Below are 18,633 nucleotides of genomic sequence, written 5' to 3'. Positions count from 1 at the left end.
GTCCGGGGCTTTTTCCTATTCTTTCCACTCCTAACTCCTGACTACTTCTTCCGGGTAGGCTTCTCGCAGCCGGCGTCCCGGTCCAGCAGTGCGCTGCCGCTTGCCTCGCCGCTGTGCTCCGCGTTCCCGCCCGGTTCAGGGTAGTCGCTGTCGCTCGCCTTGATGTTGGGGTTCTGGTTGCGGTGGGGAAGTTGTCCTTGCAGAGAAGTGTTCGTTTCCTGCGATGGCGCGTCCTGCTCGACAGCGCCCTTGTTCAGATCAGCATCGTGGCGTTGTGTCATAAGTCCTCGACGTGGCAGATGCCTGGCAGCGCTTGCGAGTTGCGAGTCGGAGAAACGTCTCTGGTGCCGGCGCGCGTCGCCGATCCACCGATCATTGCCCGTCCCGGAGCCGCCGAAACTTTCAATTCCAGATCGGGTTCTCAGGAGGGAAGGCTTTGCAAGAAGTCTCAGCGGACATTCCAGGGCCGGAAGCCAGACCGGTCCCTGGAGGTTCGCTCCTAGGCATACGTGATGTGCGCATGAGTCCGGCTTGGGGCCGGACGCAGACGGGCTTTCGGACCTCCCCGGCCGGAAGCCCTTCTTCTTTGGAGTTGGTAGTCAGGAGTTAGTAGTTAGGGGCGCGGTGCTCAGAATCACTTTCCGGAACGCGCAGAACTCGTACAATTCACCGCATGAGCAGCCCCGGCCCGCTGTATCGTCCTTACGAGAAATTAATCAAGATCTCGATCATGGACCGGGAATTCGAAGTCCCCGAGGGCAACATGATGCTGCGCGCCATGCAGTACCTGGCGCCGGAAGGCATCTCCTACGGGCGGTTTTGCTGGAACGAGGACTGCCAGTATTGCCGCGTCGTCTACGATATGGGCGAGGGCACGCAAGCGCGTACCGCCATTTCCTGCAAGCTGATGGTGAAGGAAGGAATGCGCGTCATCGAGATGGCGCAGGAGATCCGCTATTGCCTGCGGAGCTTGAAGTTGTGAGTTGTTGGTTTTGAGTTGCGGTCTTAATATCGACTGCCAGCAACTGAGAACTCGCAACTCGGAACCCACAACCCACAACCCGGCTTACTCCCCGGGCCGGCGGGCGGGCCGCTGCGCGCTCGGCTTGCTTCCCAGCGATGCCAGCCGCTTTCGTGCCTGATCGGCTTCCAACGATCGCGGATAGCGCTGGATCAGGCTGTTTAACTCACGCATCCCATCGTTGCGGCGTCCCAGCTCCAGCAGCGCAAAACCCTTCTTGAGTTGCGCCGCGGGCGCCTTGTTTCCGCCCGGATACTGCTCCAGCACCTTGTCGTATTCCTTGACCGCTTGCTCGTAGTTACCCTGGCGATAGGCAAGGTCCGCGATGTAGAACTGCGCGTTTCCAGCCAGGTCGGTGTTCGGGTAAAACTTCAAGTAGTCCGCAAATTCCTGCGAAGCCAGGTCGTACTTGGCGCCGTTGTAGTCACGCAGGGCATTGTTATAGAGCACGTCAGGCGGGGGCGCTTGTTGCTGCTGTTGCGCCTGGCCTGCGGGGGGCGTCGCGCCGGCCGGGAGCGTCGTCTGGGCGTTCTGCATGGCGTCGAGTTGGTTAGCGATCTTGCCCATCCGCGCCTTGAGTTCGTCGACCGAGTCGTTCAATGCCTGGATCTGGCCGGAGAGCTGGTCCACACGCGTTCCGCCATCGGACTGCTGTTGCTTGATGGTGCGTTGCAGGTCGGCCATGCCGGCATTGATCTGGTTCATCTTGTCGGTCGTGCCTTCGACAAGCTGGCGCATTACGCCCATGCGCTCATCGAAGGACTGCTGCATTCTTAACATCTGGTCCTGCAGTGCCTGCACCTGCGTCTGCAGCTGGATGATTTCCTTGCTGACCGGAAACGCGGGCGTGGCGGCGGCTAGCAATGCGAGAGGCAACAAGAATTTCAATGTTTTCATAGAACTGTCTCAGCGTGCTGCTCTGTTCGATGCGGAAAATATCCTTGTGGGTTCCTGGTCCCTGGCAGTTGGCCAATCGTGATTTTCGAACCCTGCGCGGACACAGGTGTTCTGCCTGTGTCCGCGCCTCCGAAGAGCCCGTGACCCGCAGCTATTTCGCGTAAACGAAGTGGCCGCGGCGGTTCTGTTGCCAGCACTGCTCGTTCGACTCCGTGCAGAACGGCTTTTCCTTGCCGTAGCTGATGGTGCGGATGCGGTCCGCTCCCACTCCGGCCTGGACCAGGGCGTTCTTCACCGCATTGGCGCGGTTATCGCCGAGCGCAAGGTTGTACTCCGTGGAACCGCGCTCGTCGCAGTGTCCCTCGATGGTGAAATGCATCGTGGGATGCTGGCTCAGGAATTGAGCGTCGGCTTGCAGCGCCGCTTGCTGGTCCGGTCGCACGTCGTACTTGTCGTAGTCAAAGAATACGTCCTTGACGCTGCGGCTGAACAACTCCTCATCCGTGGCGGAGGGCGGCGGAGTGGGCGGTGCCGGCGGCGGGGTTACGGTTACGCGCGCCGTTGCCTCCTGCGTCCCGCCGGCTCCCTTGGCCACAAGCCGGTAGGTTGTCGATTGCGCTGGGCTTACCTTCTGGCTGCCGCTGGCTTCCACCTTCGTGCCATCGAGCGTAACGTCGGTCGCGTCTTGCGTCTGCCACGTCAGCGTGCTGGATTGTCCCGGCTGGATGGTGTCGGGGTTGGCGCTCAGCGTAGCCGTGGGCGCTGCCGGCGGAGGCGGTGGCGGTGGCGGCGGCGGAGCCACTTTCTTCTTGCAGCCGCCCAGCGTCAACACACTTCCGAGAAGAATCATGAGAAATAACCACTTCAGCCTGTCTTGCTTCACCTGTCTCCTCCCATTTCAACCAAGTGAAAAACTTAGAAGCGGCGCCGATTCTCGCGCGCTGTTTTCCTGCCGCTTGAACTCAACAATGTACACCCGGGATTGCAAGAATGTTGCGTCCCGAACCACACTACATACGGCCCCATGATTGTTCCCAATTTGAATTCACTTCCAACTCCAATTCGGTTGGGTATTGCTGCCGGAAGCGGTCAATGGATGCTGCTGCGTCCCGTCGGCCAGCATGCTCCAGATCTGGTCCCCTCCGGCACGGTTCGACTGAAACACCAGGTGGCGTCCGTCCGGCGACCACGACGGAAAGTCATTGCGTCCCGCCTCATGCGTTAATTGCACAATCTGCTTGCTGGCGATGTCCATGATGTAAATGTCCTGCGCGCCCGGCAAGCCCGGCCCGTAATGCCGGATCCATGCGAAAGCGAGAAACTGACCATTCGGCGACCAGGAGGGCGACACCGCATAGCCCTGATCGGTCATGCGCTGCGGGTTAGTGCCGTCGGCCTCCATGGTGTAAATCTGCGGCAGGCCGGTGCGTCCGCTGACCCATGCAATCTGCGCTCCCGACTTGGGATTCCATACCGGCGAAACATCGGGACCCTTAAAGGACGTCACGCGCCGCAGATGGCCGCCATCGTTGTCGCAGATAAAAATCTCCGGGTCCCCGGTACGCGATGAAGAGAATGCGATCTGCTTTCCGTCGGGCGACCACGCCGGTGACAGGTTGGTCCCGCCGAAATGCGGAAAGGTAACCATGCGGCCCAGTTCCAGCGAGTACATGGAGATGTTCCAACCGCCCCCGGCCATGGCGCTGAAGGCAACGCGAGACCCATCCGGCGAGATGCGCGGCGACAGCGCAATCGAGCCCAGGTGAGTCAACTGCCGCTGGTTCGCCCCGTCATAATCCATCTCCCAGATTTCCTTCTTCCCGCTGCGCGTGCTCACATAAACAATTTTGGTTTCCGCGATGCCCTGGATGCCGCCGCCGAGACGGAAAATGATCTCGTTCGCGAAGCGGTGGGCGATGATGCGTGCGTTTTCCTCGGTCGCTTTCTCCCGGTACTGTTTCCCCAGCACTTGCGGTGACTGCGAGTTCTTGACGTCGTAAAGCCAGCCCAGCACCACCACGTCGCCGGTGGAGGCGTTCAGGTTGCCGAAGGCGAGCATCCCGGCGTTGGTCGGCGGATTTGCCCATGCATCCAGCTTCACTTCCTCCGGCGAGCCCGGCACCTGGAGCGGGTAGAAGCTCTTCGAGACCAGCTCAAAAATGCCGGCCTGTGCCAGATCATTCCACAGCGTGAAGTTGAAGGCAGTCAGCAATTGGCCGCTGGTGGGATCGGCGGAAGTCTGCTTGAAATCCGCGACTGCAACCCGGACCTTTTCCACGCCCAGCCCGGTGCCGGTGCGGATCCAATCTGTCTGAGCGAAAACAGGCGAGGCGAAGAGTACGGCGACAAGGAATAGAAGGACACGTTTCATTATGTTGGCCAAGATATCGTATTCCGACCTATCGGAAGGTCAATCGGTTTTTTACCGCATTTATGGAGGTCAGCGCCGGTAATCGAACCAGAACTCGACCGAAACCCGGTTCCCGGCGTACTCGTTGGGCAAAGGGCCGAAAGAATCGATGCGTTGCAGCGCGCGCACCGCCGACTGGTCCAGCGAAGGCACGCCGCTGGACTGCTCAACCTGCACGTTGGACGGCTGCCCGTTGCGCGTTATGTCGAACGTGATGTAAACCCGGCGCGCGTCGCGGATATTCGGATCAATCTCGTACTTCAGCCAGTTTTCCGACACCTTTTGCCGAACCACGTTTACGTACCACGCATACTTTGAGCCGAAGTCTCCGCCGCCGCCATTGAAACCGAAGCCGCCCTTGGCATTGCCCGCGCTAAATACCCCATACGGTCCGCTGACCGGGCCCCCTTGTCCGAAGGGAACCACATTGCTGACTTCTTCTTCCGCACGCGGTTTCGGCTGGGTTGAGGCCTGCGGTTTGCGCTCCGGGCGCCGCTTCGTGTCTTTCTCCGGGATCGGGATCGCCTCCGGCGCCGGTTCCTCTTTCACCTTGGGAAGCGATTGGGAGAGTCCCTTCGACTCATTGGCGACGATGTTCTGTGACTTCGGCGCGGTGTTCGGCAAGGGAATCGTGCTGACCAGGGTAGCGCTCATGGCGCCGCCGGAACCGGCTCCGCCCCAGGATTCCCCGCTGTACCGTCCGACAATCACGGCGTAGAGGAGAATGCCGCCGAACAGGAACCCGTGCAGTCCCGCCGACCAGGCCAGGGGCCGCTGCCACTCCTCGCGCTCGGTATAGATTTCAGCGCTTGCCGGCATTGGGGTTCAGGGGTTGGGTGACGATGCTGACGTTGGTGATTCCCGCCTGCTTCACCGCATCCATCACCGTGGCAAATGCGCCGAAGGGGACGTTTTCGTCGGCGCGGAGGAAAATCGATTGCCGCTGCGGATCGCGCACCTTGCGGCGCAATGTGTCCGCAATCTGGTTCACGTTGATCGGATCGTTGCCCAGGAAGACACGCTGCTGGCGGTCAATGCTGATGACCACTCGCTCCTCCGTGATTTCCTTGACCGTCTTGGTCTTGGGAACGTCCACTTCGATTCCCGACTGCAGGATAGGGGCCGTCAGCATAAAGATGATCAACAGCACCAGCACCACGTCCACCAGCGGCGTGATGTTGATGTCGGCCAGCGACGACCGCGTGCGCCCATTGGAATCGGTGAACGCCATTACCGCAACTCCGGTTCCACCGTGGCGCGGCGCGGAGGCTCGACGCCGACTCGCTCCACCACATTCATCATTTCCAGGGAGAAGTCGTCCATGCGCTTGCCGAACTCCCGAATGTCATTGCCGAAAAGGTTGTAGGCGATCAAGGCCGGAATCGCCGCGAACAGGCCGGCAGCAGTGGTGATCAGCGCTTCGGAAATTCCGGGTGCGACAGCGCGCAGCGTGGCTGCTCCGGCAGTACCCAGACCATGGAAAGCGTCAATAATGCCCCACACCGTTCCGAATAATCCGATGAACGGCGTGGCCGCTGCGGTGATGGCCAGCCACGGCAGCCGGCGTTCTAGCCGCGTCAACTCCTCCGAGGAAGCAATCTGCATTGCTCTTTGGACGGACGCCGGATTTCCGCGCGAGCGCTTGTATTCCTCGTATCCGCCTTCGAACACGGAAATCAGCGGGCTGGGCTTGAACTGCTCCGCCACCGCCGCGATGTCCTGGAAGCGCTGCGCCCGGCGGAACGCGCGCAGGAAGCGCCCGCTCTGCACCCGCGCCCGCCGCAGCAGGTTCCATCGCGAGAGGATGATGGACCAGGAAAGAATGCTGAACAACAGCAGGATGATGAGAACGGCCTTGGCAACCACGCCAGTCTGCCAGATCAGGTTGACGATCTCACCGCCGATGGCACTCGAAAGGAAGGGAATATGCATCGTCCTTAAGGAGATTTGCCGCGAAACTTGGACTCAATTATAGACCAGCGTTGCGGCAACAAGTTGTTAGCGTTGTTGGTCCAATGTCGACCGCTCACGCCAGTATTTCACGCCCGGTCCGATTTTCCGCTCCGGGTTTCACCTGAGTTTCTTTCCACTGTCTCCCCCTCGCAACTCGGAACTCACAACTTCGCTTGTCTCATGCTATTCTGCGCACAACTTCCGTTCAGGAACCTGTGTGCTGCTCGAACTGCGCGTCGAGAATTACGCCGTCATTGACCACGTGATCGTGCAATTCGCCCCGGGGTTAAACCTGCTCACCGGGGAAACCGGCGCCGGCAAATCCATTCTCATTGACGCTCTCGCCTTGCTGCTGGGTGAAAAAGCGTCCACCGACATCATCCGGCACGGCGCCGATAAGGCGGTGATCTCCGCCGTCTTCGCCGTGGACGACGTTCGCCAGGGCGAGATCCTGGAACAGTACGGCATCGACTCCGAAGAGTCCGAAATCATCCTGCGGCGCGAAATTTCCACGGACGGCCGCGGACGCGTATTTATCAACAACCAGCCCGCCACGGTTGCGGTGTTGAAGCGGCTGGCCCCGCTGCTTGCGGCCGTGCACGCCCAGAACGCCTCCATTTTCGGATTCGACGCTGCCGCACGCATGCGGCTGCTCGATGACTTCGCCACATGCGACTCGCGCCCCGCCGCCGCAGCCTTCGCCACCTGGAATGAGATTCGCAGCCGCATCGCAGAATTAGAACGCGGCGAGCAGGACAAATTGCGCCTGATTGACCTGTGGAGCTTTCAAAAAAAGGAGATCGAAGCGGTCCGCCCGCAACCAGGGGAAGACGATCGTCTCGAAGCCGAGAAACGCGTGCTCGCCAACGCGGAGAAAATCTACTCCTCGGCGATGACGGCGTTCGACCTGCTGTACGAAGGCGAAGCATCGGCCGCCAGTTCGTTGCGGGCAGCGTCTCGGCAACTGCAAGAGCTGGCGCGATATGAGACAAAATTCCGGGATTCCATCGCCGTGCTGGAATCGGCGCGCATTGCGGCTGAAGACCTCGCGGCCACGCTGCGCGACTATGCGGGAGCGATCAACGCTTCGCCGGAGCGCCTGGCCGAGATCGAAGACCGCCTTGCGGCGCTGGATCGTCTGAAGCGAAAGTACGGCGATTCTCTCGAGGCCGTGATCGCTTTTGGCGAAGAGGTCGCGCGCAAGCTGAACGAGATCGAGAACAAGGATGAGGTGCTGCGCAACCTGCGGTCCCAACTGTCCGTTGCGGCAGGGAAGTACCTCACCGTGGCGCGCGCGCTTTCGCGACACCGGACCGACGCCGCGCGGCGCCTGGAAAAGATTGTGGAACATGAAGTAAACGAGCTGGCCATGAAGGCGCGCTTCCGCGTTCAAGTCGAGGGCTCGGACGAAGAAAACTATTGGACCACGTCCGGCTTTGACCAGGTCAGCTACCTGATATCAACCAACCCCGGCGAACCTCTCAAGCCGGTGGAGCAGATCGCCTCCGGTGGAGAGATGTCGCGCGTGATGCTGGCGCTGAAAGCGACAATCGAAGGCGGTGCGCGGCGCCGCAAGAACGAAATTCAGCGGACGCTGATTTTTGATGAAATCGACACTGGAATCGGCGGGCGCGCGGCCGAGGCGGTTGGCAAGAAGCTTAAGGAGTTGTCGGCGACTTCCCAGGTGCTTTGCATCACCCATCTGCCGCAAATCGCCTGTTTTGCCGACCATCATTACCGGATCGAAAAGAGGGAGTCCGCCGGGCGCACGCGCACTAGCCTGCGCCCGCTCGAAGACGGCGAGCGCCGCGAAGAACTGGCCCGCATGCTGAGCGGGGCCAAGGTTACCGAGACCTCGCTCAAGCATGCCGAGCAGATGTTGAAGGCGGGAGCAACCCGATAGCTGCTAAGCCGATCGTCGCGTTTTTGTCGTAGCGCGCTTCTTGGTCGTCTTTGATATTGCCCCGGAACTGGCGGTACGCAGGTACTGCCTCTCCTCGGTTCCACCAGGAGTCATCTTGGCCTTCGTCTTGATCACGGTTTCAGCGGGCATCGATTCGGTTTCGAAAAGCGCCGCCATGTAGTTGTCCTTGTGCTCGACCGAACAGAAGTGAACCGCCAGCGGATGACATGCGCGAGACTGGTCCCACGCTGGCAGAATCGTGATTTCACGCCGGGCGGCAGTGATCCCGATGCTCTCCGCCGCTAAGCCAAGAATCCAGGTCTCGTCGTCTTCCTTAATCGCTTTGCACCACTCGCATCCAAATAGGATCATGATTTTTCCCCTGGTGTTTGGAAGCAGATAACCGACGGTGGGTGCCCCCGGCGGGTCACGATTTCAACGACAACTCATCCTCTCCTCGGGCGGGCTCTGGAGAGCACATGATCCAGCAGAATGCCGGGAAGGGAATAACCAGGTGAAAAATTACAGCCAAGCCAAGCGGAAGGTCGTCCAATCAGCGCTGCTGCCTGCATTTCGGCCGTCGCGCTTCAGTGCTCCCGTGATGCAGATGGATGCTAATCCTAACATTCTCCGTTATTTACGTTGACGGTACGCATCGGCGTAAACTAGGGTTGCATCCTTTATACTGAAGGCACGAGGGGTGTACCGGCTGTGAGTTGCCGGTTTGACTAGATGAGCGAAAACAGCCAGAAATCGATCCTTTTGTTGAAGCCGAGGGGCTTCTGCGCCGGCGTAGTGCGGGCTATCGACATTGTCAGGATTGCCCTGGAAACCTTCGGCCCTCCCATTTATGTGCGCAAGGAAATTGTACATAACCGCTACGTGGTGGAGGAGTTGTCGGCAAAGGGCGCAATCTTCGTGGACAATGTTGACGATGTTCCCGCCGGCGAACGCGTCATCTACAGCGCTCACGGCGTTGCCCCCGAAGTACGCGAAGCCAGTTTAGAGAGGAACTTGCGCGTCATCGACGCCACTTGCCCGCTAGTCACCAAGGTACACGTCGAGGCGGTCAAGTTCGCCAAGGAAGGCTATTCGCTCATCCTGATCGGCCACCGTGATCATGACGAGGTCATTGGCACCCTTGGTGAGGCGCCGGCGGTCACCCAGGTCGTCGGTTCCGCCCAGGAGGTCGCGAAGCTTGAGGTAGCGGACCCGGACCGCGTCGCTTACCTCACGCAGACCACCCTCAGCCTCGACGAAACGCGGGACATCGTGGAAGCCCTCAAGAGAAAATATCCGAATGCCAAGGGCCCGGCGGCGCAGGATATCTGCTATGCCACCGAAAACCGGCAGACCGCCGTGAAGCACATTGCCAGCGAAGTCGATCTGCTGCTGGTGGTGGGTTCGGATAACAGTTCGAATTCCAAGCGCCTGGTCGAGGTTGCCGGAAGCCTGCGCACGCCGGCGTACCTGATCGAGAACTATCGCGCTATACGGCCGGAGTGGCTGCAGTCAGTGCGGAACGTCGCCGTGACCGCGGGTGCTTCCGCGCCCGAGTGCCTTGTCGAAGAGGTGGTCGAGTTCCTCCGCAGCAAAGGATTTACCAACGTTAGGGAAGTCGAAGTGATGCCGGAGAACGTCCGCTTCGGGCTGCCGCCGGAAATCGTGGAAGCGATTGGCAGCGCTCCCGCCGCCGCTGCGGTGGAGTAATTCGGGAAGGAGAGGTTCGGGCGGTTTTTCCCCCAGAAACCCCGATGAAGTTTGGCAAAATCGACGACATGTTGAGCCGCGTCGCTGCCGCCGTCGAGGCGGCGCGAAAGTATCTGTTCTCGATCCAGCATGAGGACGGCTATTGGTGCGGCGAACTCGAGGCCGACTCCACTCTCGAGTCCGATTACATCGCCATGCACACCCTGCTCGGCACCGGCGATCAGAAAAAGTTTGCCAAGGCTGCGCGCTGGATTCTCGATCACCAGAACGAGGACGGCGGCTGGCCCATTTTTCCCGGCGGGCCGTCTGACATCAGCGCCTCGGTCAAGGCATACTTCGCGCTCAAGCTGGCCGGCTACAGCGCCGAAGATTCTCCGCTGCAGCGCGCCCGCCGGAAGATCCATGAGCTCGGCGGGCCCACTTGCGCTAATACCTACACCAAGATTTATCTCTGCTTCTTTGGACAGTACGACTGGTTCGCCGTCCCGGCAATCCCCCCGGAAATCGTCCTCTTTCCTAAGTGGTTCTGGTTCAACATCTACGAAATTTCTTCCTGGTCGCGCGCCATCTTTATTCCGCTCGCCATCGTCTACGCCAAGAAGCCTTACAAAAAAATTCCGCCGGAGATGGGCATTGAGGAGCTGTTTCCCGGGGGGCGCGACAACTCCAATCTGTACCTGCATTGGGACTCGAAAATCATCAGCTGGCGCAACGTCTTTCTCTTTCTCGACCGCATGACGCACTGGCTCGAACGTTTTCACATCCGGCCGTTGCGTTCCGTCGCTCTGCGCGCGGCCGAGGAGTGGATGCTGGAGCGGTTTGAGATGAGCGACGGCCTCGGCGCCATCTATCCGGCCATGATGAACTCCATCATCGCCCTGCGCTGCCTCGGTTATTCGGTCGACGATCCCCAGTTCATTCGCGCCATGGATGAATTTGAATCGCTTGGCATCGAGGAAGAGACCACGTTCCGCATGCAGCCTTGCAAGTCGCCGGTGTGGGACACGGCGTACGCCCTCCACGCGCTGGGCGAGAGCGGCGTCAGCCCGCAAGACCCACGCATGGTCGCTTCCGCCGATTGGGTCCTGAAGAAACAGGTCACGCATAAGGGTGACTGGTCGGTAAAAAACCGCGAGGGGCAGCCGGCCGGTTGGTATTTTGAATTTAACAACGAGTTTTATCCCGACGTGGACGACACCGCCCAGGTTTGTCTCGCGCTCGATCACGTGGATCATCCCAATGAGCGCTACCAGCACGAGTCGGTGAAGCGCGCCATCGATTGGGTCTTTTCCATGCAGTGCCGCAATGGCGGTTGGGCGTCTTTTGACAAGGACAACGACAAGCTGGTGTTCCAGTACATTCCCTTCGCCGACCACAACGCCATGCTCGATCCCGCGACCGCTGACATCACCGGCCGCGTGCTCGAGATGCTGGCTGCCCACGGTTACACCCGGCAGGACAAACGCGTGCAGCGCGCCATCGATTTCTTGTTAGGCGAGCAGGAGCCCGATGGTTGCTGGTTCGGCCGCTGGGGGTGCAATTACATTTACGGGACCCATCTTGTGCTTCGCGGTCTGGAAGCCATCGGCATCGATCACAACGAGCCTTACGTACAGCAGGCTGCCGAGTGGCTACGAATGGTGCAGAATCCCGACGGCGGCTGGGGGGAAAGCGTCTGGTCGTATCACGATCCCGTCACTCGCGGAATCGGCCCCAGTACGGCGTCGCAGACTGCATGGGCCATTCTTGGCTTGCTGGCTGTCGGTGATACGCGTAGCGACTCGGTGCACAAGGGAATCGCTTACCTGCTGAAGACGCAGGAACGCGATGGTTCCTGGTGCGAGCCCTGGGATACAGGAACCGGGTTCCCCAAGGTTTTTTACTTGAAGTACCACATGTACGCCGAATATTTTCCGCTGCTCGCATTGGCGACCTATCAAAAAGTCATGCTTGCCGCAGATGCAGCCGCCACCGTCCCGCGGGCCCGGAATTCCGCGCCGCGCCCAGAATTCGGAGAAGGTTAATGCCTGTACCGGTATCCCAGATGTGGACGGTTGCCAGCTACGTCCTTAAGCAGAAGCTGAAGGGACGCAAGCGCTACCCGCTCGTCCTCATGCTGGAACCGCTGTTCCGCTGCAACCTGGCGTGCGCCGGGTGTGGCAAGATCCAGTATCCCGGCCACGTGCTCAAGATGCAGTTGAGCCCCGAAGAATGCTTCCGCGCGGTGGAAGAATGCGGCGCGCCGACCATCGCCATACCCGGCGGTGAGCCGCTGCTGCACCCGCAGATTTGCGAGATCGTCGCCGGCCTGGTGGACCGGAAGAAGTACATTTATCTCTGCACCAATGCGCTGCTGCTCAAGCAGAAAATCGACCTCTTCAAGCCCAGCAAATTCCTGACCTTCTCTGTCCATGTGGACGGCCAGCGGGAACACCATGATTTTTCGGTATGCCTGGAGGGCGGCTACGAAAAAGCCATCGAGGGAATCAAGGAGGCGCTGGCACGCGGCTTCCGCGTCACCACCAACACCACCTTGTTCGACGGAGCAGATCCCAAGAGCGTGCGCGCTTTTTTCGACGAGATGATGAAGCTCGGTGTCGAAGGCATGATGCTCTCGCCCGGCTACTCCTATGACAAGGCCCCGGACCAGAGTCATTTCCTCGGCCGAGCTCGCACTCGCCGGCTCTTCCGCGGCATTCTTTCCAATCGCAAAGAGAGCTGGCGCTTCAACATGTCGCCGCTTTTTCTCGAATTTCTGATGGGCAAACGCGATTACCCGTGCACGCCCTGGGGCATGCCTACCTTCAACGTCTTTGGCTGGCAGAAACCCTGTTACCTGCTGCAGGACGGCTACGCCGACACCTTCGCCGAGCTTATGCAAAGCACGGAGTGGGAGCGCTACGGCACCGAATCCGGCAATCCCAAGTGCGCCAATTGCATGGTGCACAGCGGCTACGAAGCCTCTGCCGTGAACGATACCTTCAGCTCCTGGCGCGGGTTCTGGGACACCGTGCGCGCCACCCTCTCCAGCAGCTACGAAGATTCCCAGGCGCTCGAGCTTCTCGAGGAGGAAGTTCGCCCGGTGCATGCCTTCAATCCCCTGGTGCAGATCGACAGCAACGCTCCCCAGGAGACACGGGTGTGACCGGCCGCGAAGCTGGCCATCGAGCTGGGACGCCGGATCCGGACGCGCTCGAGGTTGTCGAACGCGGTGCCCGCGAACGCCTCGAAGGCTGGGTGCCGGAGTTGGCCAGCGAAGAAGAGTTACGCCAAGCCCTGGAGCGCGCTTTTGATTACCGTGGCGACGTGCTGATCACGCGCAAGGATGGCACCCAGATCGAAGGCTACATTTTCGATCGTCGCACCGGCCGGACCTTGGCCGAATCCGCGGTGCGGCTGCTGCCAAAAGACGGTAGCGGCAAGACCTCCGTTTCCTACGCCGACATTGCAGCCCTGGCCTTTACCGGCCGCGACATGGCGGCAGGAAACAGTTGGGAGGCCTGGGTCCAGCAGTACTGGCAGCGTAAGGCAGCCGGAGAGAAGAGTATCTCGTTGCAACCCGAGAAACTCGAGTAGCGGCTTGATTCATGAAAGCTTTTGTTACAGGAGCGACCGGCTTTGTCGGAAGCCACGTGGCGCGTGAACTCGCTCTCCACGGAGCCGATTTGCGCCTGTTAGTCCGGGAGTCCAGCCCGACCAGCAACATCGACGATTTGCCCGCCGAACGCGTTATCGGAGACCTCAGGGAGCCGGATTCGTTGCGCACGGCCGTTTCCGGTTGTGAGGTGGTTTTTCATGTCGCCGCCGATTACCGGCTCTGGACACGCGATGCCGCCGACGTGCAGTCGATGTACCGCTGCAATGTCGAGGGGACGCGGGGATTGATTGATGCGGCGCGTCAGGCCGGCGTGCGGCGCATTGTGTACTGCTCCACCGTGGCGACCATGGGCTTCACCGGCAATGGTCATCCGGCCGACGAACGTTCCCCGGTCGGTCTGGATGACATGATCGGGCACTACAAGCGCTCCAAATTCATCGCGGAACAAGTAGCGATCGAGGCAGGCAAGTCCGGCGGCGATGTGGTGGTAGTGAATCCGACCACGCCCGTCGGCGAGCGCGATCTGAAGCCGACGCCGACCGGCCGCATTATTCTCGATTTTCTGAAACGGAAGTTCCCGGCTTACGTGGATACAGGGTTGAATCTGGTGGATGTGCACGAAGTCGCCCGCGGACATCTTCTCGCGCTGGAAAAAGGCGCGCCGGGAGAGCGTTACATTCTTGGCGGCGAGAACCTGACCTTAAAGCAGATCCTGGACAAGCTGGCGGCCATTACCGGTCTGGCGTCGCCCCGGGTGCGCCTGCCCTACGTGGTCGCGCTCGCTGCCGGCGTGGGCGATACCGTGGTGAGCGGACGTTTTCTCCATCGTGAGCCCCGCGTCACCCTGGATGCGGTCCGCATGGGTCGAAAAAAAATGTGGGTATCTTCCGAGAAAGCGCAGTGCCAATTGGGTTTCAACTTGGTACCCGTAGAAGACGCCTTGCGCCGAGCCGCCCAATGGTTTCAGGCGAATGGTTATGTCCATTGACGTTGCCATTGTCGCCGCCATGGAACGCGAGGTCCGGCCGCTCGTGCGCGGCTGGGCGCGACGCGACCTGATTACGGCCCAAGCCGTATTTCCGGTCTTTGTTCAGGGCAACGCGATTGTCATTTGTTCCGGGATCGGCAGTTCGCTGGCGCGACAGGCTGCGGTGGCCGTTCTGGATTCGGAGCGGCCCGCCCTCCTCGTCTCCGCGGGTTTGGCGGGAGCATTGAATACGAAGCTGAAGGTGGGACAGATTTTTCATCCGGCTACAGTCGTCGATCTCGCAACGGGCGTGCGCTTCAACGCTCCCGGCACGGACGGCGTTTTAGTCAGCGCTTCCTCGGTCCTGGACGCCGACGCCAAGCGGCGCATCACGGGTTCTTTTGGCGCTGACGCGGTGGACATGGAAGCTGCCGCCATCGCTCTTGTCGCCGGACAGCGTGATTGCCCGTTTCTCGCTGTCAAAGCCATCTCCGAGGAAGCAGGCTTCCCCATGCCTTCCTTCGAAGGCTGCATTGATCCTCGCGGACGCATCCGCATGGCGCGCTTTGTTGCCGCGTGTGCGGTGCGGCCGGCAACTTGGCCAACCTTGTTCCATCTCGCTCGTAATACCGCGCGAGCTTCTCGGGAACTTTGCCGTGCTCTGGCTCATCTCATAGAGGAGAAAGCCACTAGACCACAGCCAGAGCTATTGGGTAGGACGAATTGATGTCAACTGCCACTCAGACCGGGTCTCGCAGCGGTGCGGTTTCCATCCCGTCCACCATGCGCGCCGCCGTCTATCACGGCAGGGACGACGTTCGCCTCGAACAGGTGCCCGTGCCCAGGATCGGATCGGGAGAATTGCTGATCAAGGTTCATACCTGCGGTATTTGCGGCACGGACTTGAAAAAAATCGGCACCGGTTCCCACTCTGCGCCCCGCATCTTCGGCCATGAAACCGCCGGTGTGGTGGTCGAAACCGGCGCCGGGGTGACCAAGTTTTCGCCCGGCGACCGGGTCAGCGTGTTCCACCATATCCCGTGCGGGGAATGCTTTTACTGCCGCCATAAGGTCTTTGCCCAGTGCCCGGTTTACAAGCAGGTGGGCTGTACGGCTGGGTACGAGCCCAGTGGGGGCGGCTTTTCCGAATATGTGCGGGTCATGGACTGGATTGTTGCCCGAGGCGGAGTAGTCAAACTACCGCCGGAGGTCTCCTTCGAGCAGGCCTCCTTCATCGAACCGATCAATACCTGCATGAAAGGCATTCAGACTTTGCGCCTCCAACCGGGTGAGACCGTGCTGGTGATGGGACAGGGTCCCATCGGTATCATGTTGGGAGTATTGGCCCAACGAGAAGGTGCAAATGTATTCACTTCCGATTTGTTCCCCCAGAGGCTTACAATAGCTAATGGTTTTGGCCTAGGCAGATCCATTGACGCGTCGCAGGCAGATGCGGTCAAAGCCGTGTGCCAATGGACGGAAGGACGTGGGGCTGACGCCGTGGTTCTGGCGGTAGCCGGGACTTCTTTGATACGCGCGGCTATCGAGGCCGCGCGCCCGGGTGGCAGGGTTCTGTTATTTGCCCAGACGGTTCGTGGAGAGGCCGTCATTGATCCCGCCACAATCTGTGTCGATGAGAAGAGTCTTTTGGGCTCCTATAGCGCTTCCATTGACCTGCAACAGGAGGCTGTGAGTTTTGTTTGCCGCCGCGAAATGGACTTGGAGCGGCTCATCACTCACCGGTTCCCCCTCTCCAGGGCTTTGGAGGCATTGAACTTAGCAGCTCATCCCCGGCCAGAATCGATGAAAGTCGTCATCCAGCCGGCTTTGGAACCAGGATCACCGGGTTCATAAATCGTTCCGTGAGCTGTACGAGGGAAGGAAAGAAAGATAGTGAACGGACACATGACTGCAGCGGTCCTCTACGGTAAAGAGGACGTGAAGATTGAACGCGTTCCCATACCCCGTGTCGGTCACGGTGAGGTCCTGATCAAGGTCCAGGTAGCGTTGACCTGTGGCACCGATCTCAAGGTATACCAGCGCGGATATCATGCTCGCATGATTGTCCCGCCGGCCTTGTTCGGCCATGAATTGGCCGGCGTCATCGAGGAGGTTGGACCTGGGGTCAAGGGTTTCCGCACCGGCATGCGCGTGGTGGCGCTGAATTCCGCGCCTTGCCAGATGTGTTTCTATTGCTCCAAGCACCAGGAAAATCTTTGCGAAGACCTGCTCTTCAACAACGGCGCCTACGCCGAGTACATCAAGATTCCGCGCCGCATCGTGGAAAGCAACATGCTCGCCGTTCCCAGCAATGTTACGTACGAAGAAGCGGCCATGGTCGAGCCGCTGGCCTGCGTCCTGCGCGGACTTCACGAAACCAGCTTGGAAATCGGCGATACTGTGGTCGTGATTGGCGGCGGTCCTATCGGTCTCATGTTCGTTCAGGTTGCCAAGCTGAAGGGTTGCAATGTGATCGCAGTCGCCAAGCGCGATTCCCAGGTCAATGCCGCTAAGCGTCTCGGCGCAGATGACGTGGTGCAGATCACGCAGGTCCAGGATGCGGTCGATGCTGTGCGCGCCCTCACTCCAGATCGCCGCGGTGCCGACGTTGTCATTGAAGCCGTTGGCCGCCCGGAAGCCTGGGAATGGTCCATCGACATGGTTCGCAAGGGAGGGACGGTTAATTTCTTTGGCGGGTGTGCCAGCGGCACCAAGGTCTCGCTCGATACCAATCGCCTGCACTATTCCGAGATCGCGCTCAAGGCGACCTTCCATCACACGCCGGAAACCGTGCGCAAAGCATTCGCCCTCATCGCCGAACGCAAGATTCGTGGCGCGGACTACATCACCGGCGAGGCGCCCTTGTCGCGCCTGCAGCAGGTCCTACGCCACATGCTCAATCGGAACGGCGACATCAAGACCGCCATTATTCCGGGCCACTGACCTTTAATCACAAAGGACACGAAGGAACACAAGGGCCTTCGTGTCGCCATTTGGTTCTGGATTCGGGTTGTGGCTTGATGGGCCGTTTTCATGACCTGATCAGAAATTGCCCCAATCTTTCCTTTGTGTACTTCGTGTCCTTGGTGGTGAGCCGGTTGCACTGTGGTTAAAATTGAGATGGTGACGGCCTCCCCCAATTCCGTGCCCTTTTCAGGCCTCCCGCCGGAATACGCTATTCCCGCGCAGGCGCCGTCTCTTGGGGAAGCTCTCGCGTATTGCGAGCGCCTGGCGCGCCGCCATTACGAGAATTTTTCGGTCGCCACCTGGTTCCTGCCCGAGCGCGTGCGCCCGCATTTTTATAGCGTCTATGCGTATTGCCGGATTTCCGATGACCTCGGCGACGAAGTCGGGGATCCGCGCGAAGCATTGCGCCTGCTGGATGAATGGGAAGAGGAGCTGAATGCCACTTATCTCAGCCTGGTCCAGCCTTTTCCGCTCGACATCCTCAACAAGAAGGCGGAGCAGTTGCAGCCGGCGGTGCCGTCGAAAAATCCGGCTCGTCCGCGGCATCCTGTGTTCATCGCCCTGCGCGAAACCATTCGCGCCTGTAACATCCCGCGCCAGCCTTTTGCTGACTTGCTGAAGGCTTTTCGCCAGGACCAGCGTACCGGCCGCTACCCGACGTTCGACGATGTGCTGGCGTACTGCCAATATTCCGCCAATCCCGTCGGGCGCCTAGTGCTCTACACCTGCGGTTACAGTGACGACGAACGCCAGCAGCTCTCTGACTTCACCTGCACCGCGCTGCAGCTGGCCAATTTCTGGCAGGACATCTGGCCCGACTACGGCAAGGGCCGCATCTACATCCCGCTCGACGACATGCAGCGTTATGGCGTCAAGGAGCAGGATATCGCCGCGCGCCGCCCCACTCCTGAGTTTCGCCGGATGATGAAATTTGAAGTCGACCGCGCTCGTGAATGGTTTGAGCGCGGATTGCCGTTGGCGCGCAAAGTGGACAAAGAGCTGGCGGTGGATATCGAACTGTTTACGCGCGGCGGCCAGGAAATTTTGAATGCGATCGAGCGCCAGCACTTCGACGTCCTGACGCGGCGGCCGGCCATCTCTAAGTCGCGCAAACTGGCCTTGGTCGCCAAAGCCGCATTGGGGAAAATTTTCAGTGGAAAGGAGATCGCCGGGAACTGACAGGGCCATGAGGTCGTCGATGGTCGAC

Annotated in this window: 19 protein-coding genes; 11 read left to right on the top strand and 8 right to left on the bottom strand. The window is 60.0% G+C overall.

Annotated features, from left to right (window positions below; all coding sequences use genetic code 11):
* Positions 1–41: 41 nt before the first annotated feature.
* Complete coding sequence (locus VFI82_02400; GenBank protein HET7183507.1) at positions 42–281, bottom strand: hypothetical protein; 240 nt, start codon at positions 279–281, stop codon at positions 42–44.
* Between the two features lie 392 nt (positions 282–673).
* Between VFI82_02400 and VFI82_02395 the strand changes: the two genes are divergently transcribed.
* On the top strand, positions 674–982 hold the full coding sequence (locus VFI82_02395) for a 2Fe-2S iron-sulfur cluster-binding protein (protein ID HET7183506.1): 309 nt from the start codon (positions 674–676) through the stop codon (positions 980–982).
* 84 nt (positions 983–1,066) lie between these two features.
* Here the strand turns inward: VFI82_02395 and ybgF are convergent, their stop codons facing one another.
* The 6 genes from ybgF to VFI82_02365 form a co-directional block, all read right to left on the bottom strand.
* Positions 1,067–1,918, bottom strand: coding sequence for a tol-pal system protein YbgF (ybgF, locus tag VFI82_02390; protein ID HET7183505.1), 852 nt, complete (start codon positions 1,916–1,918; stop codon positions 1,067–1,069).
* Positions 1,919–2,069: 151 nt separating this feature from the next.
* A complete protein-coding gene (pal, locus tag VFI82_02385) occupies positions 2,070–2,801 on the bottom strand; it encodes a peptidoglycan-associated lipoprotein Pal (GenBank protein HET7183504.1) in 732 nt (243 codons plus the stop codon).
* Between the two features lie 162 nt (positions 2,802–2,963).
* Complete coding sequence (tolB, locus tag VFI82_02380; GenBank protein HET7183503.1) at positions 2,964–4,289, bottom strand: Tol-Pal system beta propeller repeat protein TolB; 1,326 nt, start codon at positions 4,287–4,289, stop codon at positions 2,964–2,966.
* 69 nt (positions 4,290–4,358) lie between these two features.
* The gene (locus VFI82_02375) at positions 4,359–5,147 is read right to left on the bottom strand and encodes a TonB family protein (GenBank protein ID HET7183502.1); all 789 of its coding nucleotides are present in this window, start codon (positions 5,145–5,147) and stop codon (positions 4,359–4,361) included.
* Entirely contained in the window at positions 5,131–5,559 is a 429-nt protein-coding gene (locus VFI82_02370) for a biopolymer transporter ExbD (protein HET7183501.1), read from the bottom strand. Before VFI82_02370 ends, VFI82_02375 begins: the two co-directional genes overlap by 17 nt.
* A complete protein-coding gene (locus VFI82_02365; GenBank protein ID HET7183500.1) occupies positions 5,559–6,260 on the bottom strand; it encodes a MotA/TolQ/ExbB proton channel family protein in 702 nt (233 codons plus the stop codon). The genes VFI82_02370 and VFI82_02365 overlap by 1 nt, the downstream gene beginning before the upstream one ends.
* 238 nt (positions 6,261–6,498) lie before the next feature.
* On the opposite strand from VFI82_02365, the gene recN reads away from it, so the two are divergent.
* Positions 6,499–8,184, top strand: a complete 1,686-nt coding sequence (recN, locus tag VFI82_02360; protein ID HET7183499.1) for a DNA repair protein RecN — start codon at positions 6,499–6,501, stop codon at positions 8,182–8,184.
* Between the two features lie 3 nt (positions 8,185–8,187).
* Here the strand turns inward: recN and VFI82_02355 are convergent, their stop codons facing one another.
* On the bottom strand, positions 8,188–8,556 hold the full coding sequence (locus VFI82_02355; protein HET7183498.1) for a hypothetical protein: 369 nt from the start codon (positions 8,554–8,556) through the stop codon (positions 8,188–8,190).
* A gap of 360 nt (positions 8,557–8,916) precedes the next feature.
* On the opposite strand from VFI82_02355, the gene ispH reads away from it, so the two are divergent.
* The 9 genes from ispH to hpnC all read left to right on the top strand — a co-directional run bounded on the left by ispH (position 8,917) and on the right by hpnC (position 18,605).
* The gene (gene ispH, locus VFI82_02350; protein ID HET7183497.1) at positions 8,917–9,894 is read left to right on the top strand and encodes a 4-hydroxy-3-methylbut-2-enyl diphosphate reductase; all 978 of its coding nucleotides are present in this window, start codon (positions 8,917–8,919) and stop codon (positions 9,892–9,894) included.
* A 44-nt stretch (positions 9,895–9,938) separates the two neighbouring features.
* Positions 9,939–11,918: a squalene--hopene cyclase gene (shc, locus tag VFI82_02345; protein HET7183496.1), complete on the top strand. Its 1,980-nt coding sequence runs from the start codon at positions 9,939–9,941 to the stop codon at positions 11,916–11,918.
* Positions 11,918–13,039, top strand: a complete 1,122-nt coding sequence (gene hpnH, locus VFI82_02340) for an adenosyl-hopene transferase HpnH (protein ID HET7183495.1) — start codon at positions 11,918–11,920, stop codon at positions 13,037–13,039. The genes shc and hpnH overlap by 1 nt, the downstream gene beginning before the upstream one ends.
* A complete protein-coding gene (locus VFI82_02335) occupies positions 13,036–13,470 on the top strand; it encodes a hypothetical protein (GenBank protein HET7183494.1) in 435 nt (144 codons plus the stop codon). Before hpnH ends, VFI82_02335 begins: the two co-directional genes overlap by 4 nt.
* Before the next feature lie 11 nt (positions 13,471–13,481).
* Positions 13,482–14,480: a hopanoid-associated sugar epimerase gene (hpnA, locus tag VFI82_02330; protein ID HET7183493.1), complete on the top strand. Its 999-nt coding sequence runs from the start codon at positions 13,482–13,484 to the stop codon at positions 14,478–14,480.
* The gene (locus tag VFI82_02325) at positions 14,470–15,186 is read left to right on the top strand and encodes a hypothetical protein (protein HET7183492.1); all 717 of its coding nucleotides are present in this window, start codon (positions 14,470–14,472) and stop codon (positions 15,184–15,186) included. Before hpnA ends, VFI82_02325 begins: the two co-directional genes overlap by 11 nt.
* Positions 15,187–15,242: 56 nt before the next feature.
* Positions 15,243–16,313, top strand: a complete 1,071-nt coding sequence (locus VFI82_02320; GenBank protein HET7183491.1) for a zinc-dependent dehydrogenase — start codon at positions 15,243–15,245, stop codon at positions 16,311–16,313.
* Between the two features lie 51 nt (positions 16,314–16,364).
* The gene (locus VFI82_02315) at positions 16,365–17,402 is read left to right on the top strand and encodes a zinc-binding dehydrogenase (GenBank protein ID HET7183490.1); all 1,038 of its coding nucleotides are present in this window, start codon (positions 16,365–16,367) and stop codon (positions 17,400–17,402) included.
* 177 nt (positions 17,403–17,579) lie between these two features.
* Positions 17,580–18,605: a squalene synthase HpnC gene (gene hpnC / locus VFI82_02310; GenBank protein ID HET7183489.1), complete on the top strand. Its 1,026-nt coding sequence runs from the start codon at positions 17,580–17,582 to the stop codon at positions 18,603–18,605.
* The last annotated feature ends 28 nt before the right edge of the window (positions 18,606–18,633 follow it).

The organism is Terriglobales bacterium (assembly GCA_035691485.1).
Lineage (GTDB): Bacteria > Acidobacteriota > Terriglobia > Terriglobales > Acidobacteriaceae > JAIQGF01.
This window is presented reverse-complemented; position numbering and strand designations above follow the sequence as displayed.